This window comes from Pseudomonas syringae pv. coryli str. NCPPB 4273, assembly GCF_000972175.1.
In the GTDB taxonomy this organism is placed as follows: domain Bacteria; phylum Pseudomonadota; class Gammaproteobacteria; order Pseudomonadales; family Pseudomonadaceae; genus Aquipseudomonas; species Aquipseudomonas syringae.
In genome coordinates, this window is record NZ_AWQP01000001.1 from 1 (window position 1) to 20,523 (window position 20,523).

A 20,523-nucleotide genomic window follows, 5' to 3' on the forward strand; every position below is an offset into this window, starting at 1 on the left:
TCTTTGGACTGTTGTCGCTTGCGGTCCGCTTCCCGCGCCTTGTTGGCGAGGAAGGTGCTGGCTTCGTTGGAGAACGCAGTGACGATCTCGAAACCGGCGCGGACTTCATCTTCGTCGAAGATCGGCTTGAGCGAGTTGCTGCCGTTGCGATCACTGGACACGTCGCGGTTGAGGCTGGCGACGGTTTGTTCGGCGTTCTGACCCGTGCGTTTCTGCTGTTCGGCGTCGTCGGTGATAACGACGGCACCGCCACTGATGCCGCTGCGCGTTACGCTGCTGGCCTTGTCGCTGGCGCTGATGGCGATCGGCATGTTGGCGCCGATATTGTTTTCGTTCTTCGCCAGGTCGGTGCCAGGGTTGACCGTGCCGCCGGTCTGCACGTTGCCTTTCTGGTCCTTGCCGATTTCGTTGTAGCCACCGCCGAGGCTGACGGTGTTGGCGTCGTAATCGGCCTTGTTCTTGATGTCGCGGCTGGTGAGGCTGGACGTGATCAGGCTGTTCTTGCCGTCCTGCACGGCCTTGTCGCTGCTGGCGATCACGGCGCCGACCAGGTCGGTGTTGCCCCGCACGTTGATGTCGAAACCGTCATCACCGGCCTTGATGCCTGATTGCTCGGTGACGCTGGCGTAGTTGGAGTCGATGTTGGTCGCGCCGAAGTTGCCGCTGGCACCACTGATGGTGCTCATGCCGGTGCAGAACGGCGGAATGCACAGGCTGACGCCAAAGCCGAGGCTCTTTTCGTCGACCTTGTAGGTGTTGGTGTCCTGCAGGCTTTCGATATTGAGATCACCGCCGACGTCGGCGATGACCTTCTTGCCACTCGCCACCGCGCCTTTGATCTGCGTGTCCCCGCCAGACGCCAGCAGCAACTGGTTGCCAGCTTCTACTTTGGTGTTGGTATGGGTCAGTTCGTCACCGTCGGCCTGGCCCTTATTGCCGGTGACGCCCAAGTCCAGGGTAAAGCCGTTTTTGGTGCCGCCCAGCGAGAAGCCGATACCCACGCTGGCGCTGCTGCCTTTGCTGTCGGTGTTTTGTTGGCTGGTGTTGTTGGCGGCCAGCAGGTTGATGTCGCCGTCGGCCATCAGGCTGGCGTCACGTCCGGCCTTGATCTGGCTGCCTTGTACCGTGATGTCGCTGTCTGCACCTGCGCCGGTCGCGCGCAGACGCACATCTTGACCGGCGGTGATGGTCGATCCGGCGGCGCTGTCGCTGGTCTGGGTGGTTTTGCTTTCATTCTTTTTGGTGCCCAGTGACAGGCTGATGTTGAGGCCGCCCGCCATGTCGGGGTTCATTGCCACCGCCGTGGCGGCGTTGTTACCGCCCAGCAGTACCGTTGCTGCCGCCAGCGCTTTCATGCGCCCGTCGTCGGTGTTCTCCGACGCATGCTTCATCTGTTGAGTGGTCTGGATGGCGCTGATGACCGGGTTGGTCACGGTCAGGGTAAAACCGGTCTGCTTGAACAGCGTTTCGCGTTCGCGCTTGCTGCTGTTACGTGCCTCGACGACATCGATGGTTTGCCCGGTGATGTCGACGCTGCCTTCAGGCGCGCTAACCTGGCTGCCCACCTGGCGGTAGCCTTTGCCCGCTTCGATCAGCACATCGCCCTTGGTCGAGCCCACCGTACTCGCCGCTGCCGTCTGGCTGGTGGTGAGGTCCTTGACGCTTTGCTGCTGAGTGCCGAGCGTCAGTGCAATGCCGCCACCGCTGAACAGGCCGCTTTTCTTCACCGACTTGTCATGACGTTCGCTGCTGCTCTCGGTCGCGGCTTCGATGTTGATGTTGTTGTCAGCCGCCAAAATGGTCTGGTTGGTAGACACCACGTTGCTGCCGCTGACGTTAATGTCGCGACCGGCCTGGACATAGGTTTGCTCGCCACTCAGCGTCGAGCCCTGCGCCTGAGTCTGGTTGACAGTGTCACGTGTGGTGGTGGTCTTGCTGGAGAACAGACCGTTGCTGCCCTTGAACTTGTGCGCCTCATCTGCAAACTGGGTGTTTTGCGCAGCAGTGAGATTCACGTCGCGCCCGGCGTCGGCAATGATCGCACCTTGCTGGCTGGTGACACTCGCGCCTCGGGCGTTGATGTCCTGCGCTGCGCTCAGGCGAACGTCGCCCTGCCCTTGAATGGTCGAGCCGACTTCGGTCTGACTGGCATCCTTGCGCCAGTTGCTGCCGTTCCAGTTAACCGATTGCTGATGGGCTTCGCCGACAGTCGTCAGGTTGATGTTATTGCCAGCCTGCAACGATGTGCTGCCGCCAGTACCTGCGTTGACCACCTGAGCGCCGGTCAGGTTGAGGTCTTTGCCCGCGTTGACGTCCATGGTGCCGCCAGCGCCGCTAACGAACAATCCGGCCACTCGCGACAGGTTGGTACGAGTGCCTTGAGCGCTGCTGCTATCGCGACTGCTGGAGATGACATTGACGTTTTGCCCGGCATTGATCGCCAGGCTGTCTGTAGCGCCGATCAGCCCACCGAGATTGTCGAGGTTTTCCCGAGCGGTCAGCGAGACCTTGTCAGCCTGGATGCGACCACCGAGGTTTTCGATGTTCTGCGCGGTAATCGCCATCACACTGCGCCCGGCCAGGCTACCGCTGTTGACCAGATCGCCTGCGATGTTCAGGTTCAGGCGTTGTCCGGCAATCAGCGAGCCAGAGCCGTTGAGGTCGCTTTCCTGCACGCGCACGTAGACCTGAGGCACCAGCACGTCGCGTGTTTCGCCATTGGCGAGGGTGACTTTCTTCTGCACCAGCCAGACGATATCGCTGGTCAGCTGCGCCATCTGCTCGGGGGACAGCTCGACGCCAGGCACCAGCTGCCATTGATTGGCGAGGGTCACAGCGTTGTCGATCAGCGCCCGGTATTGGGCTTCGTCATTCGCATAGCCATCGAGGAAGCGTCGACCGGTGAGTTGCGCGACCTGTTCGCGAATCAGCTTCTGCTCGTAGAAACCGTCACCGAGGCGTTGCTGGGTCAGGGCAGGGTCGACTTGCAGGCGCTCAAGCATGTAATCCGACGACAACCAGGTACGGTAACTGGCAAAGCGCGGATCGGTTTCGATCAGGTAACTGCTGCTGGGCTGCGGGTTGGTGGTAAACAGACTGTTATTCGGCAACTCAAGAGACGGGCCACCGGTGCGAATCTGTTCGGCGACGCCTTGGGCATTTTGCGTAGTTTGCGCAGCGACCTGCACGATAGGGGCGACCTGAAAGGTTCTGGCCGCTGGCGCATTCACCGCACCGGTGGACGTAATCTGCTGGCCGACTGCCTGGGTCCCGCGCGCGCTGATCTGCGTGCCGGTGCCAGCGACGGCAGAGTTTTGTGCGAAGACAGTTGGTTGCAGGGATATCTCCTGGATCAACGGCGCAGGAGTGTAAGCCGCCGTATTCGAGCCTTGCCGGTCGCGACCCTTGCGCTGGATACGATAGAAGTTGGTCACCGTCCCGCTGTCGACCGTAGTGCGCTGGCCGGACAGTTCGGTGTTGGTCAGGCTGGTAACGTCCGCCTGCAATAGCCCACCGGCAATGATGCGACTCTTGTCGTTGAGCACATCGCCAGCGCTGATCAGCATCGTTCCACCGGACAGTATCTGCGCGGGTGCCGAGGTGGCAATCTGGGTTTCATTGACTACGCGGGTGTAGTCGTAACGATTCCAGTTGTCGCGCTGGCCCTCAGGGGTGACCAGATAATTGACCTCATCGTTACGCAGGGAAATCTCATTGGCCTGATAGCGATTGGTCGAGCCAGTGAGCTGAAATTCCTGCTCTGGCGTACGGCTGACTTCCACTTCACGAGTGCTGAAATGTTCGTTGGTGTTGCGCGCGCTTTGTACGTTCAGCGAGAGATTGCCAAGTGCTTCGATCGTTGCGCTGGCATTGGTCAGCAGTTGAGCACGACCCTGTGCAGTATCTGCGGCGCTCAAGCCGCCGCCGATGGCGAGGTCGCCAGCACTGAAAATCAGCGATTGCTCGCGGTTGTTAACGGTGCCAGCGCCGATGTTTAACGACTCTCGTGCTGCGAGCGTGGCCGCAGTACCGTTTTCGTCGAGGTTGTTCAATGTGGTAGTGGCAATCGCCAGTCGGTCACCGTACAGACGCGCAGTCCCAAGATTGTTGAGCGTCGTGGCCTGCACGCGCACCTGCTGGCCATCGATCAGGCCACGGTTGGTCAGCGTGTCAGCGACGTTCAGGCGAACCTGGCCCGCGCTGATTTCGGCATTGGCGCTGTTGTCGAGCGTCTGTGCGCTGACCAGCAGCGACTTGCCCGCCAGTAAACGCCCGGTGTTGTTGAGCGCCCCGGCGGTGCTCAGATCAACGTTATTGTTGGCCTGAATCTGCCCGCTTAAATCAAGGCCGCTCTGCAACCTGAACGTGATGTCACCCAGGCTCAAGGCTCGGCCAGTACCGCTGTAGTAAGCCGCGTTGAGCGACAACAGCTTGCCCGCAATCAAGGTGCCGTCGAGGTTATTGACCGACAGCAGTTTGCCCGCCATCCGCGTACCGTCGAGGTTGTTTGCAGACTGGCGACGCTGTGCCGTATCGCGGTCGCTGATGGTCAGGTCGCCAGTCGAAGAGATCAGGCCATTCTGGTTATTCAGCGTCTGGCTCACGCCCAGCAACAGACCTTCATCGGTGCGTACGGCACCGCCCTGGTTGTTGAGGGTGTTGACCGCCAGATTCGTGCTGCGGCCTTCAAGGCCTTGGTTGGTGCCCTGCGTGGCGCTGTTGTCGAGCACATCGGTGCTCAGGCTCAACGCGCCCGCACTGCGGACCAGCCCTCCCTGATTGTTGAGGGTCTGACCCAGCACCAGCTCGACGTCGCCGAGGCTTTGCAGCTGGCCGCCACGGTTGTTCAGCTGTGAGCCTTCGATGTGTACGGTTTTCTCACCAATGATCTGGCCGCCGTCGGTGTTGGCCACGTCGCTGGCGTTGAGCAACAGGTTGCCCTTGGCGCTCAAAAAGCCTGCGCTGTTGTTGAGGCTGGCGCTACGGATTTCCACGGCATCCTGGCCGCTGATGCCTTTGGTAGTACCGGATTGCAGGTTGTTCAGCGCCTGGCTGCCGGTGTCGATGAACAGCTTGCCTTTGGCTTGAATCAAGCCGGCAGCGTTACGCAATTCGCCACTGCGCAGGTCCAGGGTGGCACGGGCGTCGAGTGTGCCGTCGCTGTTGTCGGCCAGATTACCGTTGCTGTTGAGGTCCAGTGCCTGACCGCTGATCACACCACTGCGGTTATCCAGACCCTTAGCTGCAACAGTGATGTCACCCTGGGCTTCCAGGCGTCCGCCATTGTTGTTCAGAGCGCCATTGCTTACGTTGACCGAAAGGCCGGACTGCACCGAACCCAGCACACCATTGGTGTTGTTGAACTGCCCGGCGATGATCGCCATGCGTTGGGTCGACGCCAGCGTGCCACCAATGTTGTTCAGTTGGCTGAACTGCGCTTGCAGCTCGCCACCGGCGCTGACCGTGCCTTTGGAATTTTCCAGACGTGCGCCGTTCAGTTGCGCGGTGCCGCTGGCCGCCAGCGTACCGCCGCTGTTGTCGATCAGATCGCCCGCAGTAACGGTCAGCAGGCCGCCGTCGGTGGCGATGACTTTGCCACTCTGGTTATTCAGCGTACCGACGTTGAGCGCCACAGCGCCCGGGCTGCTGACCTGTCCGTTCTGATTGTCGAACTGCTGGCTGGCGTTGATCTGCAAAGGCTGAGCACCGGTTTGCAGAATGCGACCACGCTGGTTGGACAGGTTGGTGGTGTCGAGCGTGATCTGCTGGCCCTGGGTCAGGCCATCATCAACCACCGCGTCAGCAGCCTTGATCGACAGACTGGCGTTGCTCGCGATCTTGCCTGCGTTGCCATCCAGCCGGTTGGCCTGGATATTCAGCGAGCCCTTGCCTGCGTGCTCGATAGTGCCACTGCGGTTATCGACATGGCTGGCGCTGAGCCGGGCATTGTCAGCGTTGGAGGCGATACGACCGCTACGGTTATCGAGGGTCCCTGCAGCCTTGATCGAGGTATCGGCAACGCCGGTCTGCACCAGTTCGCCACCGACGTTGGACAGGTCACTGGCGTTCAGTTGCAGGTTGTCGGCGTTGACGGTGGCGCTGTCGGTGCGCAAGGTTTTCGTCGCGCTGGCCGTGAGTGTCTGGCTGGCATCGACCTTGCTGCCGCTGAGGTTGGCGTCGCCGTTGTTGGCGGTCAGGGTGACATTGCGACCTTGAGTCTGGCTGCCGCTGAGGTCCAGATCATCGGCCTGAAGATTGATGTCACCCGCCGCCAGATTCTGGCCCTGGGCCGTGACAGTAGCTGCCTGTACCGTGAGGTTGCCACTGCTACCCAATTTGCCGTCCGTAGCTGCGCCCGCCGCCAGTGCCGAGCCCCTGGTACTGCGAATTGCCTTGCCGGTGACAGTGGTGTTGTTCTGGCTGGCGATCGTCCCGCTGTTGTCGATATCGCCGGAGGTGACGAGTCCGAGGTCGCCCTTGGCGTAAAGCGAGCCGCTGTTATCAACGCTGGTGGCATTGATACGGGCCGTCGTTGCACTGCTGATAGCCCCCTGGTTTTGCAGCTTGCCATCGGCGCTGATCACGACTTCGCCGGCCATCGCACCGATCTGCCCGGCATTGCGCATGCCGACGCCTGATTCAGTACCCACCAGCATGATCTTCCCGGCATACATGCCACCCAGTTGCGCCACATCGATGGCAACGGTCGGCTTGTCGCCATCAGCTCCGGCCTGAGGTGTGGCCTGCGTGTTGTCGGCGTTGACCTGATTGCGTCCGGCAGTCACTTTCAGGTCATTGGCCCAGATGCCTGCATTAACCTGCACGGTGCGGGCGATCAGGTCTGTGTAGTCGGCGTCACGGGTATCAAGGCCTTTGCCCTGAATATTGATAGCGCCGCGATTCACCGTGTAGCCGGTGATGCGGCCGTTCTCCAATTGCGCCTGACCGGTGCTCAAGGTTGCACGGTTGGCGTTGATGAAGCCACAACCGTCGCAGGTAATACCGGCCGGGTTGGCGATCACCACCTGAGCGCGCTGCCCGGCGACTTCGACATAACCGCGCAGCTGGCTGGGATTGCTGGCGTTGACTTCGTTGAGGATGACCCGCGCGTTGCCATTGGCCAGCGCCGCGTTGCCTTCGATCCAGCCACCCAGCTGAGTCTGAGAGTTCACCCCGCTGTTGTTGAGAATAACCCCACGGTTGTCGACATCGAACTGGTTGTACGTATTGCGCGAAACACCGGCGGCGCTCGGCGTCTGAATATTGACCTGTGGCGTGCCATTGGCGCTTTCAATCACGGTCGGACGCTGGTCGGCTGCGGCAGAGGGATCAGCGACTATGGTGCCAGCGGCCCAGACCGGTCCTGCGCTCAAGGACACCAATCCGATCGCAGTCATCAACGCGAAACGCAGCGCGCCCAGCGTCGCTACGCAGCCGGGCGCTACCGCCACTTGGCTGGCGCGAGTACCGGGTGCCTTGACCTGGCTGGCGACGTTCTCCGCCACGACCATCAACAAACCACGTGCCTTGTTGAAAACGATTCGGTAAAGGTGCTTGTTCATAGCAATTCCATCTGCGGAGCCAGCCCCGCGAAACTAACGTTTATAAAGGCGAAGTCTTGAATGCCATAGCGGTGGCGACCGGGTGCGCAGCGAACCAGGCTTTCGCCTGTTCAGGGATCACACCAATGCCCTGAAATGTCTTGATCCTTAGCCCGCGCTCTTCACCACGGTGATAGAGCGCGCGCCCGCATTTGTTGGCGAACAGCCGGCGGTGCAGTACACGTGACAACGCGGCGGTATGCCCAAAAGGCGCTACCCAGTCGTTAAGCCAGGTTCGCTCGCCGCAGTTCCAGTCGGCTTCGCTCAGGGCCAAAGGTGATTGCTGGAGATAGCGCTGCTCTGCGGCCTCGTCGAGGTTGAGCCAGGACAGGTAACACACCGGCTTGCCGTTCTCGCTGCCAAGTACGAACTGACGATGCTTGAGCGCTGGCAGCAGCAGCGTGGGCAAAGTGTGCAGCGGTGCATCGCGATGAGCGCTGGAGTGCATCCACAGCCAGGTCACCGAACCGAGTACCGCGGCTTCGTTCCAGGGCTCGTTGATCAGGCCAGGGGCCGTTATGTCTAGCGATTCAAAGCGCATGGCATGACCTCAGAATGACCAGATAACGGTAAAAGCCGTGGTGACGTTGGCCGTCTCGAAACCATCGGGTTTCTTCAGAGGCGTGCCCACAGACCAGTCATAAGACAGGCCTTTATAGCCACCGCGAACACCGATCACAGCACCGGCCAGGCGTTTACCGATCAGGAATTCGCTGGCCTGACCGCTGACTTCGCCGTAGTCGATCCCGGTGTAAAGCTCCTGGCCGGTTTGCCCCAGCGCCAGACCGAGTTCGTTGCGCAATGTCCAGCCGCGATCAGCAGACAGAATATTTTCCCCGTCAAAGCCGCGCACGCTGTAGCGTCCGCCGATCGAAAAGCGGTCCTGCGGCACTAGCGGCGTCCGGTTCCACTGCGACCGCCAACTGCCGATGTAGCGCAGCCGCTGGTCACTGAGGGCGAATGGCACTTGCAATTGGGCGTCGGCGGTGATGATCTGCGAACGTGATGTGCCTGCACCCAGCGCGTCTTCAGGCGCCTCAAGCGAGTCATGGGCTCCGGTGCCACGACGATAGGCGACCCCCAGGTCAAGAATCGACGCGCCAATGAACTCGCGATGATCCAGACCGAACTGCCAGCCGGCCATGCGTCGGTCCTGGTTGCCGATCTCGGTATCATCAATGAAGTTTTCCGAAGAACGCGTCCACAGCCCGCCCCACGCCGTGGTCTTGCGCACCGCATCGCGATACAACAGGCGCGACAGGCGCAGGTCGTTATTACGACTTTCGCCGCGATACTGGTAGGTCTGCGTGGTGCCGGCTACCGACTGCTCGTAGTTGTACTCGCTGGTGGTGAACGCCAATTGCCAGTAACCGAATGGCAGTGAATAGTGAAACGTATTGCCGTCGGAGCCACGTCGGCCGGATTCACCACCGCCCAGATCGTGGTTGAGGCTCGCGTAGAACAGATCGTTAAGCGAAAGCAGGTTGTCCAGCGAAAGCGAGACGTTGCCTTGGTATTTGCCTGTGGTCTTGCTGCCTGAGTTATCCAGCGACAGGCTGACGCGGGCCGGGAACTGCTGGCTCCATTTGATCACCACGTCGCTTTCGCCAGGCTTGGCATCTGCCGCGCGGGCTGGCGTGATCTGAATATCGGCCTCGGCTGTAGGCACGCGCTTGAAGTTTTCCAGCGCCTGTTCGATGTCACGCAGGTTGAGCAGATCGCCAGGGTTGGCGGGCATCGCATTCCACAGGTTGGCGCGACGACTGGTGCCTTCCGCAAAACGAATTTCGCGAATGCGCCCGGGCACTATTGTCAGTACCAGAACACCACTGTTCAAATCCTGGGCTTCGGCGAGGACGCGCGTCGTGACGTAGCCTGCCTCGATGATCGCATTCTGCATGCGCTTCATCGTCATGTTGATACCCGCGCCCCCCAGGCAACGACCGACAGCAGGATCATCCTTGGGGTTGGCAGCCTTGAGTGCCCATTGAAACTGTTCCGACGCCTCGCCAATCAGGCGAATGTCCTCAATCGCAAAGCAGGGCGTCTCCTTGGCAGGGAGACGTGAGCCACCTTCGTCGAGCGTTGGCGACTGCAAGCGCACATCGGGGCGTGTTTCCAACTGATCACGCAACGCGCGCTCGCGATCCTGCTGGCGCAGCAGCTCTTCTTCGGGGCCTGCAGCGTGAGCGACTGTGCTCGCCAGCAAGCTCCAGACGGCCAGTGCCAGCGCGATATGCCTGGTATTCACGGATGACAAACGTATCACCTCCACAAAACGTCGAGCGGGGCTTGGCTTGAGCGACAGGCAACGAGCATCCGGGTGCATTTCACATCCTTGTGGACAGAATCAGAGGCGCAATAAGTGCCCCGCCTGGAACGGCAGTAGCACTGACAGAATTAGAAATACGTAATGGTTTTGACGTGCAGAAAAAGAACTTTCCTACATGGCGTCGGAGATTTCAGATAGCGGAAGGTGGCAAAAGTTTCGCAGTGAGTAAGCAATTTGTTACAAAGTTCAAAGAATGTGACAACTTTCACACGTCCAGGCTGGCTGGAGCGTGCGTTCAAGGCAGATAGAGAGTGCGGCCCACGCCATGTTCCGTACCGCAGCGACCGGGGCTGAAGCTGTAGCAGCCCCTTGCCGAATCAACCGCCGATAGGCGTGACGACCTTGCGCTGTTGCTGGATTTCAGCCACGGTTTCGATCTGTTCCTGCGCCAGGTGGACGCCGGTCAGATCGCCGATCAGGCGCCAGTGCTCGTCGAGGCCTGAGCTGATGGTGGCCATGCGATCGATCATGCGCCGCCCCGCCGTACGCGTGACTTCGTCATCGCTGCGCAGCAGCTCGAAAGACATCGAGGTCATCGAAGCTGTCAGATGGGTAAGCGTGCGGGCGGTGAGCCCGAGCAACTCCGTTAATTGATGCTCTTTTGAGTCCATTCCCCCACCCCTTGATCAGTAATGTATCGGCAACGATTTATAACCCACGTCCGGGATTAAAGAAACGGTCCTTGTTTCAAGCCCGTGAAGCGCATCCCATCAGGCAACGCCCGCGCAAACGTGGACTGTTACAGGATTGGTACTAATTGCCAAGCGCTATTTGGGCAGTGTACAAATGCTGCCTTCGGAAAACGTGCAGATGGCTATCAACCTTCTCAGCGTAGCCAGTTTTTGCCCCGTCAACACAGAATAACGGCGTCCCCTCTATCCGGGACGCAGTCGTACACATGTTTCAGAAAAACGCATGCTATTGGTAAGACGCGACATTTTTTTATACTATCGCGCCTTTCTTATTCGTCGCCCCGTGCGGCTTCCGCCGCAGGTCTCGCCCGTTTTATCGATAAAAACCGGCTTTGATAACCTGCGGTCTGTTGCAGAAAAGGTAGTTAATCATGAACGCCAGGCACTTTCTCTCGATGATGGATTACACCCCGGATGAACTCTTGGGCTTGATCCGTCGTGGCGTAGAGCTTAAAGACCTGCGAAATCGCGGTGTACTTTTTGAACCGCTGAAGAACCGGGTATTGGGGATGATTTTCGAGAAATCCTCGACACGTACCCGTCTTTCTTTTGAAGCAGGGATGATTCAGCTCGGTGGCCAGGCCATCTTTTTGTCGCATCGAGACACCCAGTTGGGACGTGGAGAGCCGATTGCCGACAGTGCAAAAGTGATGTCGCGCATGCTGGATGCGGTCATGATCCGTACTTATGCGCACAGCAATCTGACCGAATTCGCCGCCAATTCACGCGTGCCGGTCATCAACGGCCTGTCCGATGATCTGCACCCCTGCCAGTTGCTCGCCGACATGCAGACCTTCCTGGAGCATCGCGGCTCGATCAAGGGCAAGACCGTCGCCTGGATCGGTGATGGCAACAACATGTGCAACAGCTATATAGAAGCGGCGATTCAATTCGACTTCCAGTTGCGTGTGGCCTGCCCTGCTGGCTACGAGCCAAACGCCGAGTTTCTGGCATTGGCTGGCGAGCGTGTCACTGTGGTCCGCGATCCGAAAGCCGCAGTTGCCGGCGCCCATCTGGTCAGCACCGATGTGTGGACTTCCATGGGTCAGGAAGAGGAAACCGCTCGGCGCAAGAAATTGTTCGCGCCGTTTCAGGTCACGCGCACCCTGCTCGACCTGGCTGACAAGGATGTGCTGTTCATGCACTGCCTGCCTGCTCATCGCGGCGAAGAAATCAGTGTCGACCTGCTGGATGATTCACGCTCGGTCGCTTGGGATCAGGCAGAAAATCGCCTGCACGCGCAGAAAGCGTTGCTGGAGTTTCTCGTCGCGCCGTCCTGCAAGCCCGCATGAACCCGTTGCTGCTGAACCTGCGCAACCTCGCTTGCGGCTATCAGAACCAGCGCGTGGTGCAGGATTTGAACCTGCACCTCAACGCGGGTGATATCGGCTGCCTGCTGGGCTCGTCGGGCTGCGGCAAGACCACCACACTGCGCGCCATTGCCGGCTTCGAACCTATCCATGCGGGCGAGATCACCCTGGCGGGCGAAGTGATCTCCCGTCCGGGCTGGACCCTGCCTCCAGAGAAACGCCGCATCGGCATGGTGTTTCAGGATTACGCGCTATTCCCGCACCTGAGTGTCGCTGAAAACATCGCATTCGGCATTCGCAACCACCCGCGCCTGGATCAGGTGATCGCCGAGTTGCTTGAACTGGTCAACCTCGGCGCGCTGGGCAAGCGCTATCCTCACGAGCTGTCCGGTGGGCAGCAACAGCGAGTGGCGCTGGCCAGAGCCTTGGCACCCGAGCCGCAACTCCTGCTGCTCGACGAGCCTTTCTCCAACCTGGACGGCGAGTTGCGTCGGCGCCTGAGCCATGAGGTGCGCGATATTCTCAAGGCGCGTGGCACCAGCGCGATTCTGGTGACTCATGATCAGGAAGAGGCTTTTGCCGTCAGCGATCACGTAGGCGTATTCAAGGAGGGACGCCTGGAACAGTGGGACACGCCTTACAATCTCTACCACGAGCCGCGCACGCCATTCGTTGCCAGCTTCATCGGCCAGGGCTATTTCATTCGCGGGCAGATGATGGACCCGCAATCGGTGCATACCGAGCTCGGCATTCTGCGAGGCAACCGGGCATACCCGGGCGTCAGTGGCGCCGCCGTGGATGTCTTGCTACGTCCTGACGATATCGTCTACGCGCCGCACAGCGACCTGAAAGCACGGGTCATCGGTCGAACCTTTCAGGGCGCCTCGACGCTGTATCGCCTGCAATTGTCGACCGGCAGTCAGCTGGAAGCCATTTTCCCCAGCCATGCCGACCACGGCCAGGGTGAGGAAGTCGGTATTCGTGTGGCAGCCGACCATCTGGTGCTGTTCCCGGCGCCCGGCAGCGTGGCCTTGCATACGCTCAATAACTGAGGCGCAGGTCATTCCCTGCCGATTGGGGCGAACCTGGCCTGGGTGTGTTCAGCCAGCACCGCTGGCGACAGCTCGACCTCAAGCCCCCTCCTCCCGGCACTGACATAAATGCTGTCAAAGCGCTGGGCAGTTTCGTCGATAAAGGTGCGCAGACGCTTTTTCTGGCCCAAGGGACTGATGCCACCCAACAGGTAACCCGTCGAACGTTGCGCCGCCGCAGGGTCAGCCATTTCGGTTTTTTTCGCCCCGGCAGCCTGCGCCAGCGCCTTTAGATCGAGTGTTCCGACGACCGGCACGACGGCGACCAGTAACTCGCCTTTTTCGGTACTGGCGAGCAGCGTCTTGAAAACCTGCGCAGGCTCCAGACCCAGCTTTTCCGCTGCCTCCAGTCCATATGACGGCGCTTTCGGATCATGTTCATAACTGTGAATGCGATGCTCGGCGCGATTTTTTTTCAGCAAATCCAGTGCGGGTGTCATGCAGCGCTCCAAAAGGTTCCGAATGCCCGTCACTTTAAGCGAAGTAAAGTGAACATGCCTTGATTCACGCCACCTGCGACACTGATGGCCTTTTGGCAACAGCCTGAATTCCCCGGTATAAAGCGGTCTTGCCGGGTCCTTGCGGGGTCCTGGCGATTTACTGACCGTTCGGTTCCGACCTTTGACAGCGTTGTTTCTTGTCTATATTTTTTCGTTTACGAATATTATCGAAAGCGATTTTTCGGTATAACTCGCAACGGCGATCAGAAATGGGGTTTTTTCTGAGACGCACGAATAACGAGCACCCACACCTGTCTCAGGGTGCCGAGACAAAAACAAAAAATGAGGTATCCATGTCCATCGCACTAAAACAACCGACGCTCACCGGGCAATGTGTGGCTGAATTTCTTGGCACCGCCCTGATGATTTTTTTCGGCACAGGATGCGTTGCAGCGCTCAAGGTCGCGGGAGCCACCTTCGGCCTTTGGGAAATCAGCATCATCTGGGGCATTGCCGTCAGCATGGGGATCTACCTCAGCGCCGGCATTTCGGGTGCCCACCTCAACCCGGCCGTCAGCATCGCGCTGAGCCTGTTCGCCGGTTTTGAAAAACGTAAATTGCCCTTTTTTATCTCGGCGCAAATCGCGGGCGCGTTCTGCGGAGCGGGTCTGGTGTACCTGCTGTACATCAGCCTTTTTTTCGACTTCGAACATGCTCACCAAATCATTCGCGGCAGCGAGCAGAGTCTTGAGCTGGCGTCGGTGTTCTCGACGTATCCCAACCCGGCCATTTCGGTCGGTCAGGCCTTTCTGGTCGAAGTGGTCATCACCACCATTCTGATGGGTGTGATCATGGCCTTGGGCGATGACAGCAATGGTTTGCCGCGCGGCCCGCTGGCACCCTTGCTGATCGGCCTGCTGGTAGCCGTGATCGGCAGTTCGATGGGCCCGCTGACCGGTTTCGCCATGAACCCGGCGCGCGACTTCGGTCCGAAGCTGATGACGTTCTTCGCTGGCTGGGGTGAAATGGCCTTCACCGGCGGTCGCGACATTCCTTATTTCCTGGTTCCGATTTTTGCGCCCATTCTGGGTGCCTGCCTTGGTGCTGCTGGCTACCGCGCATTGATTGCGCGTCATCTGCCAAGCGCCGCTCCTGTTGAAAATGAAAAAGAGGCTCCTGTGGTTCGCGGCAAAGTTCAGGTTTCATCTTGAATGTCACTCAATTTGAAACTCACACAACTGAATCCCACCCAATAATGCAAGGCAATCGACATGACTGACACACAGAACAAGAACTACATCATTGCTCTTGACCAGGGCACCACCAGCTCGCGCGCCATCATCTTCGACCGCGACGCCAACGTGGTGAGCACTGCCCAAAGCGAATTCGTCCAGCATTACCCGCAGGCAGGCTGGGTCGAACACGACCCGATGGAAATCTTCGCCACCCAGACGGCGTGCATGACCAAGGCACTGGCACAGGCCGATCTGCACCACAACCAGATCGCCGCCATCGGTATCACCAACCAGCGTGAAACAACGGTCATCTGGGAACGCGACACCGGCCGCCCGATCTACAACGCCATCGTCTGGCAGTGCCGCCGCAGCACCGAGATCTGCCAGCAACTCAAGCGCGACGGTCTTGAGGAGTACATCAAGGACACCACAGGTCTGGTGATTGACCCGTACTTCTCCGGCTCCAAGGTCAAGTGGATCCTGGACAACGTTGAAGGCAGCCGCGAGCGCGCACGCAAAGGCGAGCTGATGTTCGGCACCATCGATACCTGGCTGATCTGGAAATTCACCGGCGGCAAGGTGCACGTCACCGACTACACCAACGCCTCGCGGACCATGCTGTTCAACATCCATACGCTGGAATGGGATCAGCGCATGCTCGACGTGCTGGACATCCCGCGCGAGATGCTCCCAGAGGTCAAAGCCTCCTCAGAAGTTTACGGCCACAGCAAGAGCGGCATCCCGATCGCCGGTATCGCAGGCGACCAGCAGGCAGCGTTGTTCGGCCAGATGTGCGTCGAACCCGGCCAGGCCAAGAACACCTATGGCACTGGCTGCTTCCTGCTGATGAACACCGGCAAGAAAGCCGTGAAATCGGCGCACGGCATGCTCACCACCATCGGTTGCGGCCCGCGCGGTGAAGTGGCCTATGCGCTGGAAGGCGCGGTCTTCAACGGTGGCTCGACCGTGCAGTGGCTGCGCGACGAACTCAAGCTCATCAACGACGCGCTGGACACCGAATACTTCGCCGGCAAGGTCAAGGACAGCAACGGCGTGTACCTGGTGCCGGCGTTCACGGGTCTGGGCGCACCTTACTGGGACCCCTACGCACGAGGCGCATTGTTCGGCCTGACCCGTGGCGTGAAAGTCGATCACATCATTCGTGCAGCGCTGGAATCCATCGCCTATCAAACCCGCGACGTGCTCGACGCTATGCAACAGGACTCCGGCGAACGCCTCAAGTCGCTGCGTGTGGACGGTGGTGCAGTGGCCAACAACTTCCTGATGCAGTTCCAGGCAGACATTCTCGGCACCCAAGTCGAACGCCCGCAAATGCGTGAAACTACGGCACTGGGTGCAGCCTTCCTGGCCGGTCTGGCGATTGGTTTCTGGAGCAGCCTGGACGAGTTGCGTAACAAGGCCGTGATAGAGCGTGTGTTCGAGCCGTCCTGTGAAGAAGCGCATCGCGAAAAACTTTACGCAGGCTGGCAGAAAGCAGTCGCGCGTACTCGTGACTGGGAACCGCACGAAAACGAAGAGTGACAGTGCTGTTGTAAGGAGGGGAGCAGGATTCCGGCTGACAGGTTGCACTTTCCTGCGGCATGATGGGCGCCATTTGTAGAGGGCGCCCAAGGAAAAACAATGAACCTGCCTCCCCGCCAACAACAGATCCTCGAACTGGTCCGTGACCGTGGTTATGTCAGCATCGAGGAGATGGCGACGCTGTTCGTCGTGACCCCACAAACCATTCGCCGTGATATCAATCAATTGGCGGAAATGAACCTGTTGCGCCGCTACCACGGCGGCGCGGCCTATGACTCCAGCATCGAAAATACCGCCTACGCCATGCGTGCGGACCAGATGCGCGACGAAAAACAACGGATCGCCGAGGCCATCGCCGCGCAGATCCCGGACAACGCCTCGTTGTTCATCAATATCGGTACCACCACCGAATCCATCGCACGTGCGTTGCTCAACCACAACAACCTGAAGATTATTACCAATAACCTGCATGTGGCGTCGATCCTGAGCACCAAGGATGATTTCGAGGTGCTGATAGCAGGCGGTAATGTGCGACGTGACGGTGGCGTTGTGGGCCAGGGCAGCATCGACTTCATCACCCAGTTCAAAGTGGACTTTGCCTTGGTGGGCATCAGTGGTATCGACGAAGACGGCAGCCTGCTGGATTTCGATTACCAGGAAGTGAGGGTGTCCCAGGCGATCATCGCCAACGCTCGCAAAGTGCTGCTGGCGGCTGACTCCAGCAAGTTCGGACGCAACGCCATGGTCCGCCTGGGGCCGATCACCCTCATCGATTGCCTGGTCACCGACCAGCCACCCGTCCCCGCCCTGCAGCAGTTGCTGAACCAGCACAAGATTCGTCTGGAAGTGGTGTGATTGTCAGGCGCGGGTTGTGTTCGCGCGGCGGCCCGCAGTGCTCATGAAGACGGTGCATCGAGCGCCCTATTTTCTGGCGTCTGTACCGGCCTCTTCGCGAGCAAGCTCGCTCCCACAAGACTCGTGGATGTATGGCGCGGCATGCATCTCCACGCTGGAGCGTGAGAAACGATAGGTGTACGCAAGAACACCATCGTACCCATGCTCCGCGTGGGTATGCCGTTCCGGACGCTCTGCGTCCTCTGCTGCCTCAGCGATGCAGCGCAGACCTGTGAGCCAGAGCAATTCCGCGCAGGCTGTGCATCCATCCTCCCGGTAACAATTCCCGCCCTACAATGTTCATATTTGTTCTTTTCCTGACTCAGTCATCAGTATTTTCAATCGATACGCGCTAGCAAGGGTCATTTTATTGAGCTATTATTTTCGAAAGTGAACATTAATGTTCAGATTCGCCTTTCGAGCACTGCTCACGAATTGTCCAGGAGGCCACCAATGCCCCACACCAACGTGCCAACCCCGCCCCTCTCAGAGGTCTACGACATTGCCGTTATTGGCGGTGGCATCAACGGTGTCGGTATCGCAGCGGATGCCTCCGGTCGCGGCCTTTCGGTTTTTCTGTGCGAAAAGGACGACCTGGCCAGCCACACGTCCTCGGCCAGCAGCAAGCTGATTCATGGTGGCCTGCGCTATCTGGAACACTACGAGTTCCGTCTGGTGCGTGAAGCCCTGGCAGAACGCGAAGTGCTGCTTGCCAAAGCGCCGCACATCGTCAAGCCAATGCGTTTTGTGCTGCCTCATCGTCCGCACCTGCGTCCGGCCTGGATGATTCGTGCCGGGATGTTCCTTTATGACAACCTCGGCAAGCGCGAAAAACTGCCAGCATCGCGAACTATTCATTTCGGTGCAGACAGCCCGCTCAACCCGAGCATCACCCGCGGTTTCGAATATTCCGACTGCTGGGTCGACGACGCGCGTCTGGTCGTGCTCAACGCCATGTCCGCTCGTGAAAACGGTGCGCACATTCATACTCAGACCCGCTGTGTCAGCGCCCGTCGTATCAAGGGCATGTGGCATCTGCATCTGGAGCGCAGCGACGGCAGCCTGTTCTCGATCCATGCCAAGGCATTGGTCAATGCGGCAGGCCCATGGGTGGCCAAGTTCATTCGTGAAGACCTCAAGCTCGACTCGGCTTACGGCATCCGCCTGATTCAAGGCAGCCACCTGATCGTGCCGAAACTGTACGAAGGTGAGCACGCGTTCATTCTGCAGAACGAAGACAAGCGCATCGTGTTCACGATTCCGTACCTGGAGCACTTCACCATCGTCGGCACCACCGACCGTGAGTATCAGGGCGATCCGAACAAGGTGGACATCACTGAAGGCGAGATGGATTACGTGCTGAAAGTGGCCAACGACCACTTCAAGAAACAGTTGAGTCGCGCAGACGTGCTCCACACGTTCTCGGGCGTGCGCCCACTGTGCAACGACGAGTCCGATAATCCGTCTGCCATCACCCGTGACTACACGCTTTCGTTGTCAGGCGGTGCAGACGAAGCGCCGATTCTGTCGGTGTTCGGCGGCAAGCTGACCACCTATCGCAAACTGGCCGAGTCGGCGATGGCGCAGTTGGCACCGTTCTTCAAACAGATGAAGCCAAGCTGGACGGCCAAGGCTGCCCTGCCGGGTGGCGAAGACATGACCACCGCCGAAGCGCTGGCAACAGAAATGACCCGTCGCTGCAGCTGGCTGCCCGCGCCTATCGCCAAGCGCTGGTCGATCACCTACGGCAGCCGCAGCTGGCGCTTGCTGGAGGGCGCGCAAAGCCTGGAAGACCTTGGTCAGCATCTGGGGGCAGGCCTGTATACCCGCGAGGTCGACTACCTGTGCGATCAGGAATGGGCGACCAGCATCGAAGACATCCTGTGGCGCCGCACCAAGCTCGGCCTGTTCACGACGCCTGAGGAACAGGCCGCCGTGAGCAGCTACCTGGAAACAGTCGTGCGCAATAAAGCTTCTTTCGAAGCTGCCTGATAATACGCCTGCAACCTGTTCACCCATCGTGCGGTGAACAGGTTTCCCTCCTTGCTGCCCTCCTCCCGCGCACTCCATTCCATTCGGTTTTCCGAACAATCGACCCCGCCTTATTCGGCTTCCCGGACGCCTTGGTCCGCGGCACTACAGCCAACCTCAAAAAATCCCTTTTAAATCAGCATGTTGAATTCTTAAAACTGCTTGGCACGACTCATGCTCTACATTCTGAACCGAGCGTTTCGACAAGAGCGTGTGTCTGGATGTGGACGCCGTTGAAGCATTCGCCAAGAAGCGGGCCGACTCTGATTACGGCCCCATCAATAAAAATGAAATCAAGGACTCAACCATGCGCATCGTTCCCCACCTGTTGGGCGCAGCCATCGCTGCCGCTCTGATCAGCACGCCGGTTTTCGCCGCTGAACTCACTGGCACTCTGAAGAAGATCAAGGAATCCGGCACCATCACGCTGGGCCATCGTGACGCCTCCATCCCGTTTTCCTACATCGCTGATGCCTCTGGCGTGCCGATGGGCTACTCCCACGATATCCAGCTGAAAATTGTCGAAGCCATCAAGAAAGACCTGGACATGCCTGACCTCAAGGTCAAGTACAACCTGGTGACTTCGCAGACCCGTATCCCGCTGGTTCAGAACGGCACCGTCGATGTGGAATGTGGCTCGACCACCAACAATGTCGAGCGTCAGCAGCAGGTCGATTTTTCCATCGGCATCTTTGAGGTCGGCACGCGCCTGCTGTCGAAAAAGGATTCCAGCTACAAGGATTTCGAAGACCTGAAAGGCAAAAACGTCGTCACCACGGCTGGCACCACTTCCGAGCGCATCCTCAAGGCGATGAACGCTGACAAGCAGATGGGCATGAACGTGATCTCCGCCAAAGACCACGGTGAATCCTTCCAGATGCTCGAGTCCGGCCGTGCAGTCGCCTTCATGATGGACGACGCGCTGCTGGCAGGCGAAATGGCCAAGGCCAAAAAGCCGGACGACTGGGCAGTGACCGGCAAAGCACAATCCTACGAGATCTACGGCTGCATGGTTCGCAAGGGCGATGCCCCGTTCAAGAAGGCAGTGGATGACGCAATTGCTGCCACCTTCAAATCCGGCGAAATCAACAAGATCTACACCAGGTGGTTCATGTCCCCTGTCCCGCCTAAAAATCTGAATCTGGAGTTCCCGATGAGCGCCGAACTCAAGAAGCTGATCGAGAACCCGACCGACAAAGCTGCTGACGACAAAGCTGACGACAAGAAAGCCTGAGTGCCCGGTTCAGCCAGCCTGAACTGATCGCATCCCGAGCAGGCAAAAACTGTTCGGGACCGGCCCCTCACTCTCGAAGTCCGACAGTGCGTGCATCTCGATATAAATAGAAAAAGAGGGG

The 20,523-nt window shown here is 59.1% G+C and carries 12 protein-coding genes; 7 read left to right on the plus strand and 5 right to left on the minus strand.

Going from position 1 to position 20,523, the window contains the following annotated elements:
• The 4 genes from P406_RS00005 to plzR form a co-directional block, all read right to left on the minus strand.
• Nucleotides 1–7,562, minus strand: a 7,562-nt coding sequence (locus tag P406_RS00005; protein WP_046234956.1) for a hemagglutinin repeat-containing protein, incomplete at its 3' end; no start/stop codon positions are given.
• Between the two features lie 40 nt (nt 7,563–7,602).
• Nucleotides 7,603–8,142, minus strand: a complete 540-nt coding sequence (locus tag P406_RS00010) for a toxin-activating lysine-acyltransferase (RefSeq protein WP_046234957.1) — start codon at nt 8,140–8,142, stop codon at nt 7,603–7,605.
• Nucleotides 8,143–8,151: 9 nt separating this feature from the next.
• The gene (locus tag P406_RS00015) at nt 8,152–9,930 is read right to left on the minus strand and encodes a ShlB/FhaC/HecB family hemolysin secretion/activation protein (RefSeq protein ID WP_046234958.1); all 1,779 of its coding nucleotides are present in this window, start codon (nt 9,928–9,930) and stop codon (nt 8,152–8,154) included.
• Nucleotides 9,931–10,250: 320 nt separating this feature from the next.
• Nucleotides 10,251–10,544 (minus strand): PlzR type 4 pili assembly inhibitor, encoded by a 294-nt coding sequence (gene plzR, locus P406_RS00020; protein WP_046234959.1) that lies wholly within the window; start codon nt 10,542–10,544, stop codon nt 10,251–10,253.
• A 452-nt stretch (nt 10,545–10,996) separates the two neighbouring features.
• On the opposite strand from plzR, the gene argF reads away from it, so the two are divergent.
• Both argF and P406_RS00030 read left to right on the plus strand, forming a co-directional pair.
• Entirely contained in the window at nt 10,997–11,917 is a 921-nt protein-coding gene (gene argF / locus P406_RS00025) for an ornithine carbamoyltransferase (protein ID WP_046234960.1), read from the plus strand.
• The gene (locus P406_RS00030; RefSeq protein WP_046234961.1) at nt 11,914–12,987 is read left to right on the plus strand and encodes an ABC transporter ATP-binding protein; all 1,074 of its coding nucleotides are present in this window, start codon (nt 11,914–11,916) and stop codon (nt 12,985–12,987) included. The genes argF and P406_RS00030 overlap by 4 nt, the downstream gene beginning before the upstream one ends.
• 8 nt (nt 12,988–12,995) lie before the next feature.
• On the opposite strand, the gene ybaK is transcribed toward P406_RS00030, so the two are convergent.
• Entirely contained in the window at nt 12,996–13,466 is a 471-nt protein-coding gene (gene ybaK / locus P406_RS00035) for a Cys-tRNA(Pro) deacylase (RefSeq protein WP_003412925.1), read from the minus strand.
• 353 nt (nt 13,467–13,819) lie between these two features.
• Between ybaK and P406_RS00040 the strand changes: the two genes are divergently transcribed.
• From P406_RS00040 to P406_RS00060, 5 genes are all read left to right on the plus strand, one after another.
• Complete coding sequence (locus tag P406_RS00040) at nt 13,820–14,677, plus strand: MIP/aquaporin family protein (RefSeq protein WP_046234962.1); 858 nt, start codon at nt 13,820–13,822, stop codon at nt 14,675–14,677.
• Nucleotides 14,678–14,737: 60 nt separating this feature from the next.
• Nucleotides 14,738–16,243, plus strand: coding sequence for a glycerol kinase GlpK (gene glpK / locus P406_RS00045; protein ID WP_046234963.1), 1,506 nt, complete (start codon nt 14,738–14,740; stop codon nt 16,241–16,243).
• A 99-nt stretch (nt 16,244–16,342) separates the two neighbouring features.
• Nucleotides 16,343–17,098, plus strand: coding sequence for a DeoR/GlpR family transcriptional regulator (locus P406_RS00050; RefSeq protein ID WP_003363617.1), 756 nt, complete (start codon nt 16,343–16,345; stop codon nt 17,096–17,098).
• A gap of 492 nt (nt 17,099–17,590) precedes the next feature.
• Nucleotides 17,591–19,129 carry a glycerol-3-phosphate dehydrogenase gene (gene glpD / locus P406_RS00055; protein WP_046234964.1) on the plus strand — a complete coding sequence of 513 codons (1,539 nt, stop codon included), beginning with the start codon at nt 17,591–17,593 and terminating at the stop codon, nt 19,127–19,129.
• A 346-nt stretch (nt 19,130–19,475) separates the two neighbouring features.
• The gene (locus tag P406_RS00060; protein WP_032699628.1) at nt 19,476–20,402 is read left to right on the plus strand and encodes a glutamate/aspartate ABC transporter substrate-binding protein; all 927 of its coding nucleotides are present in this window, start codon (nt 19,476–19,478) and stop codon (nt 20,400–20,402) included.
• Nucleotides 20,403–20,523: the final 121 nt, after the last annotated feature.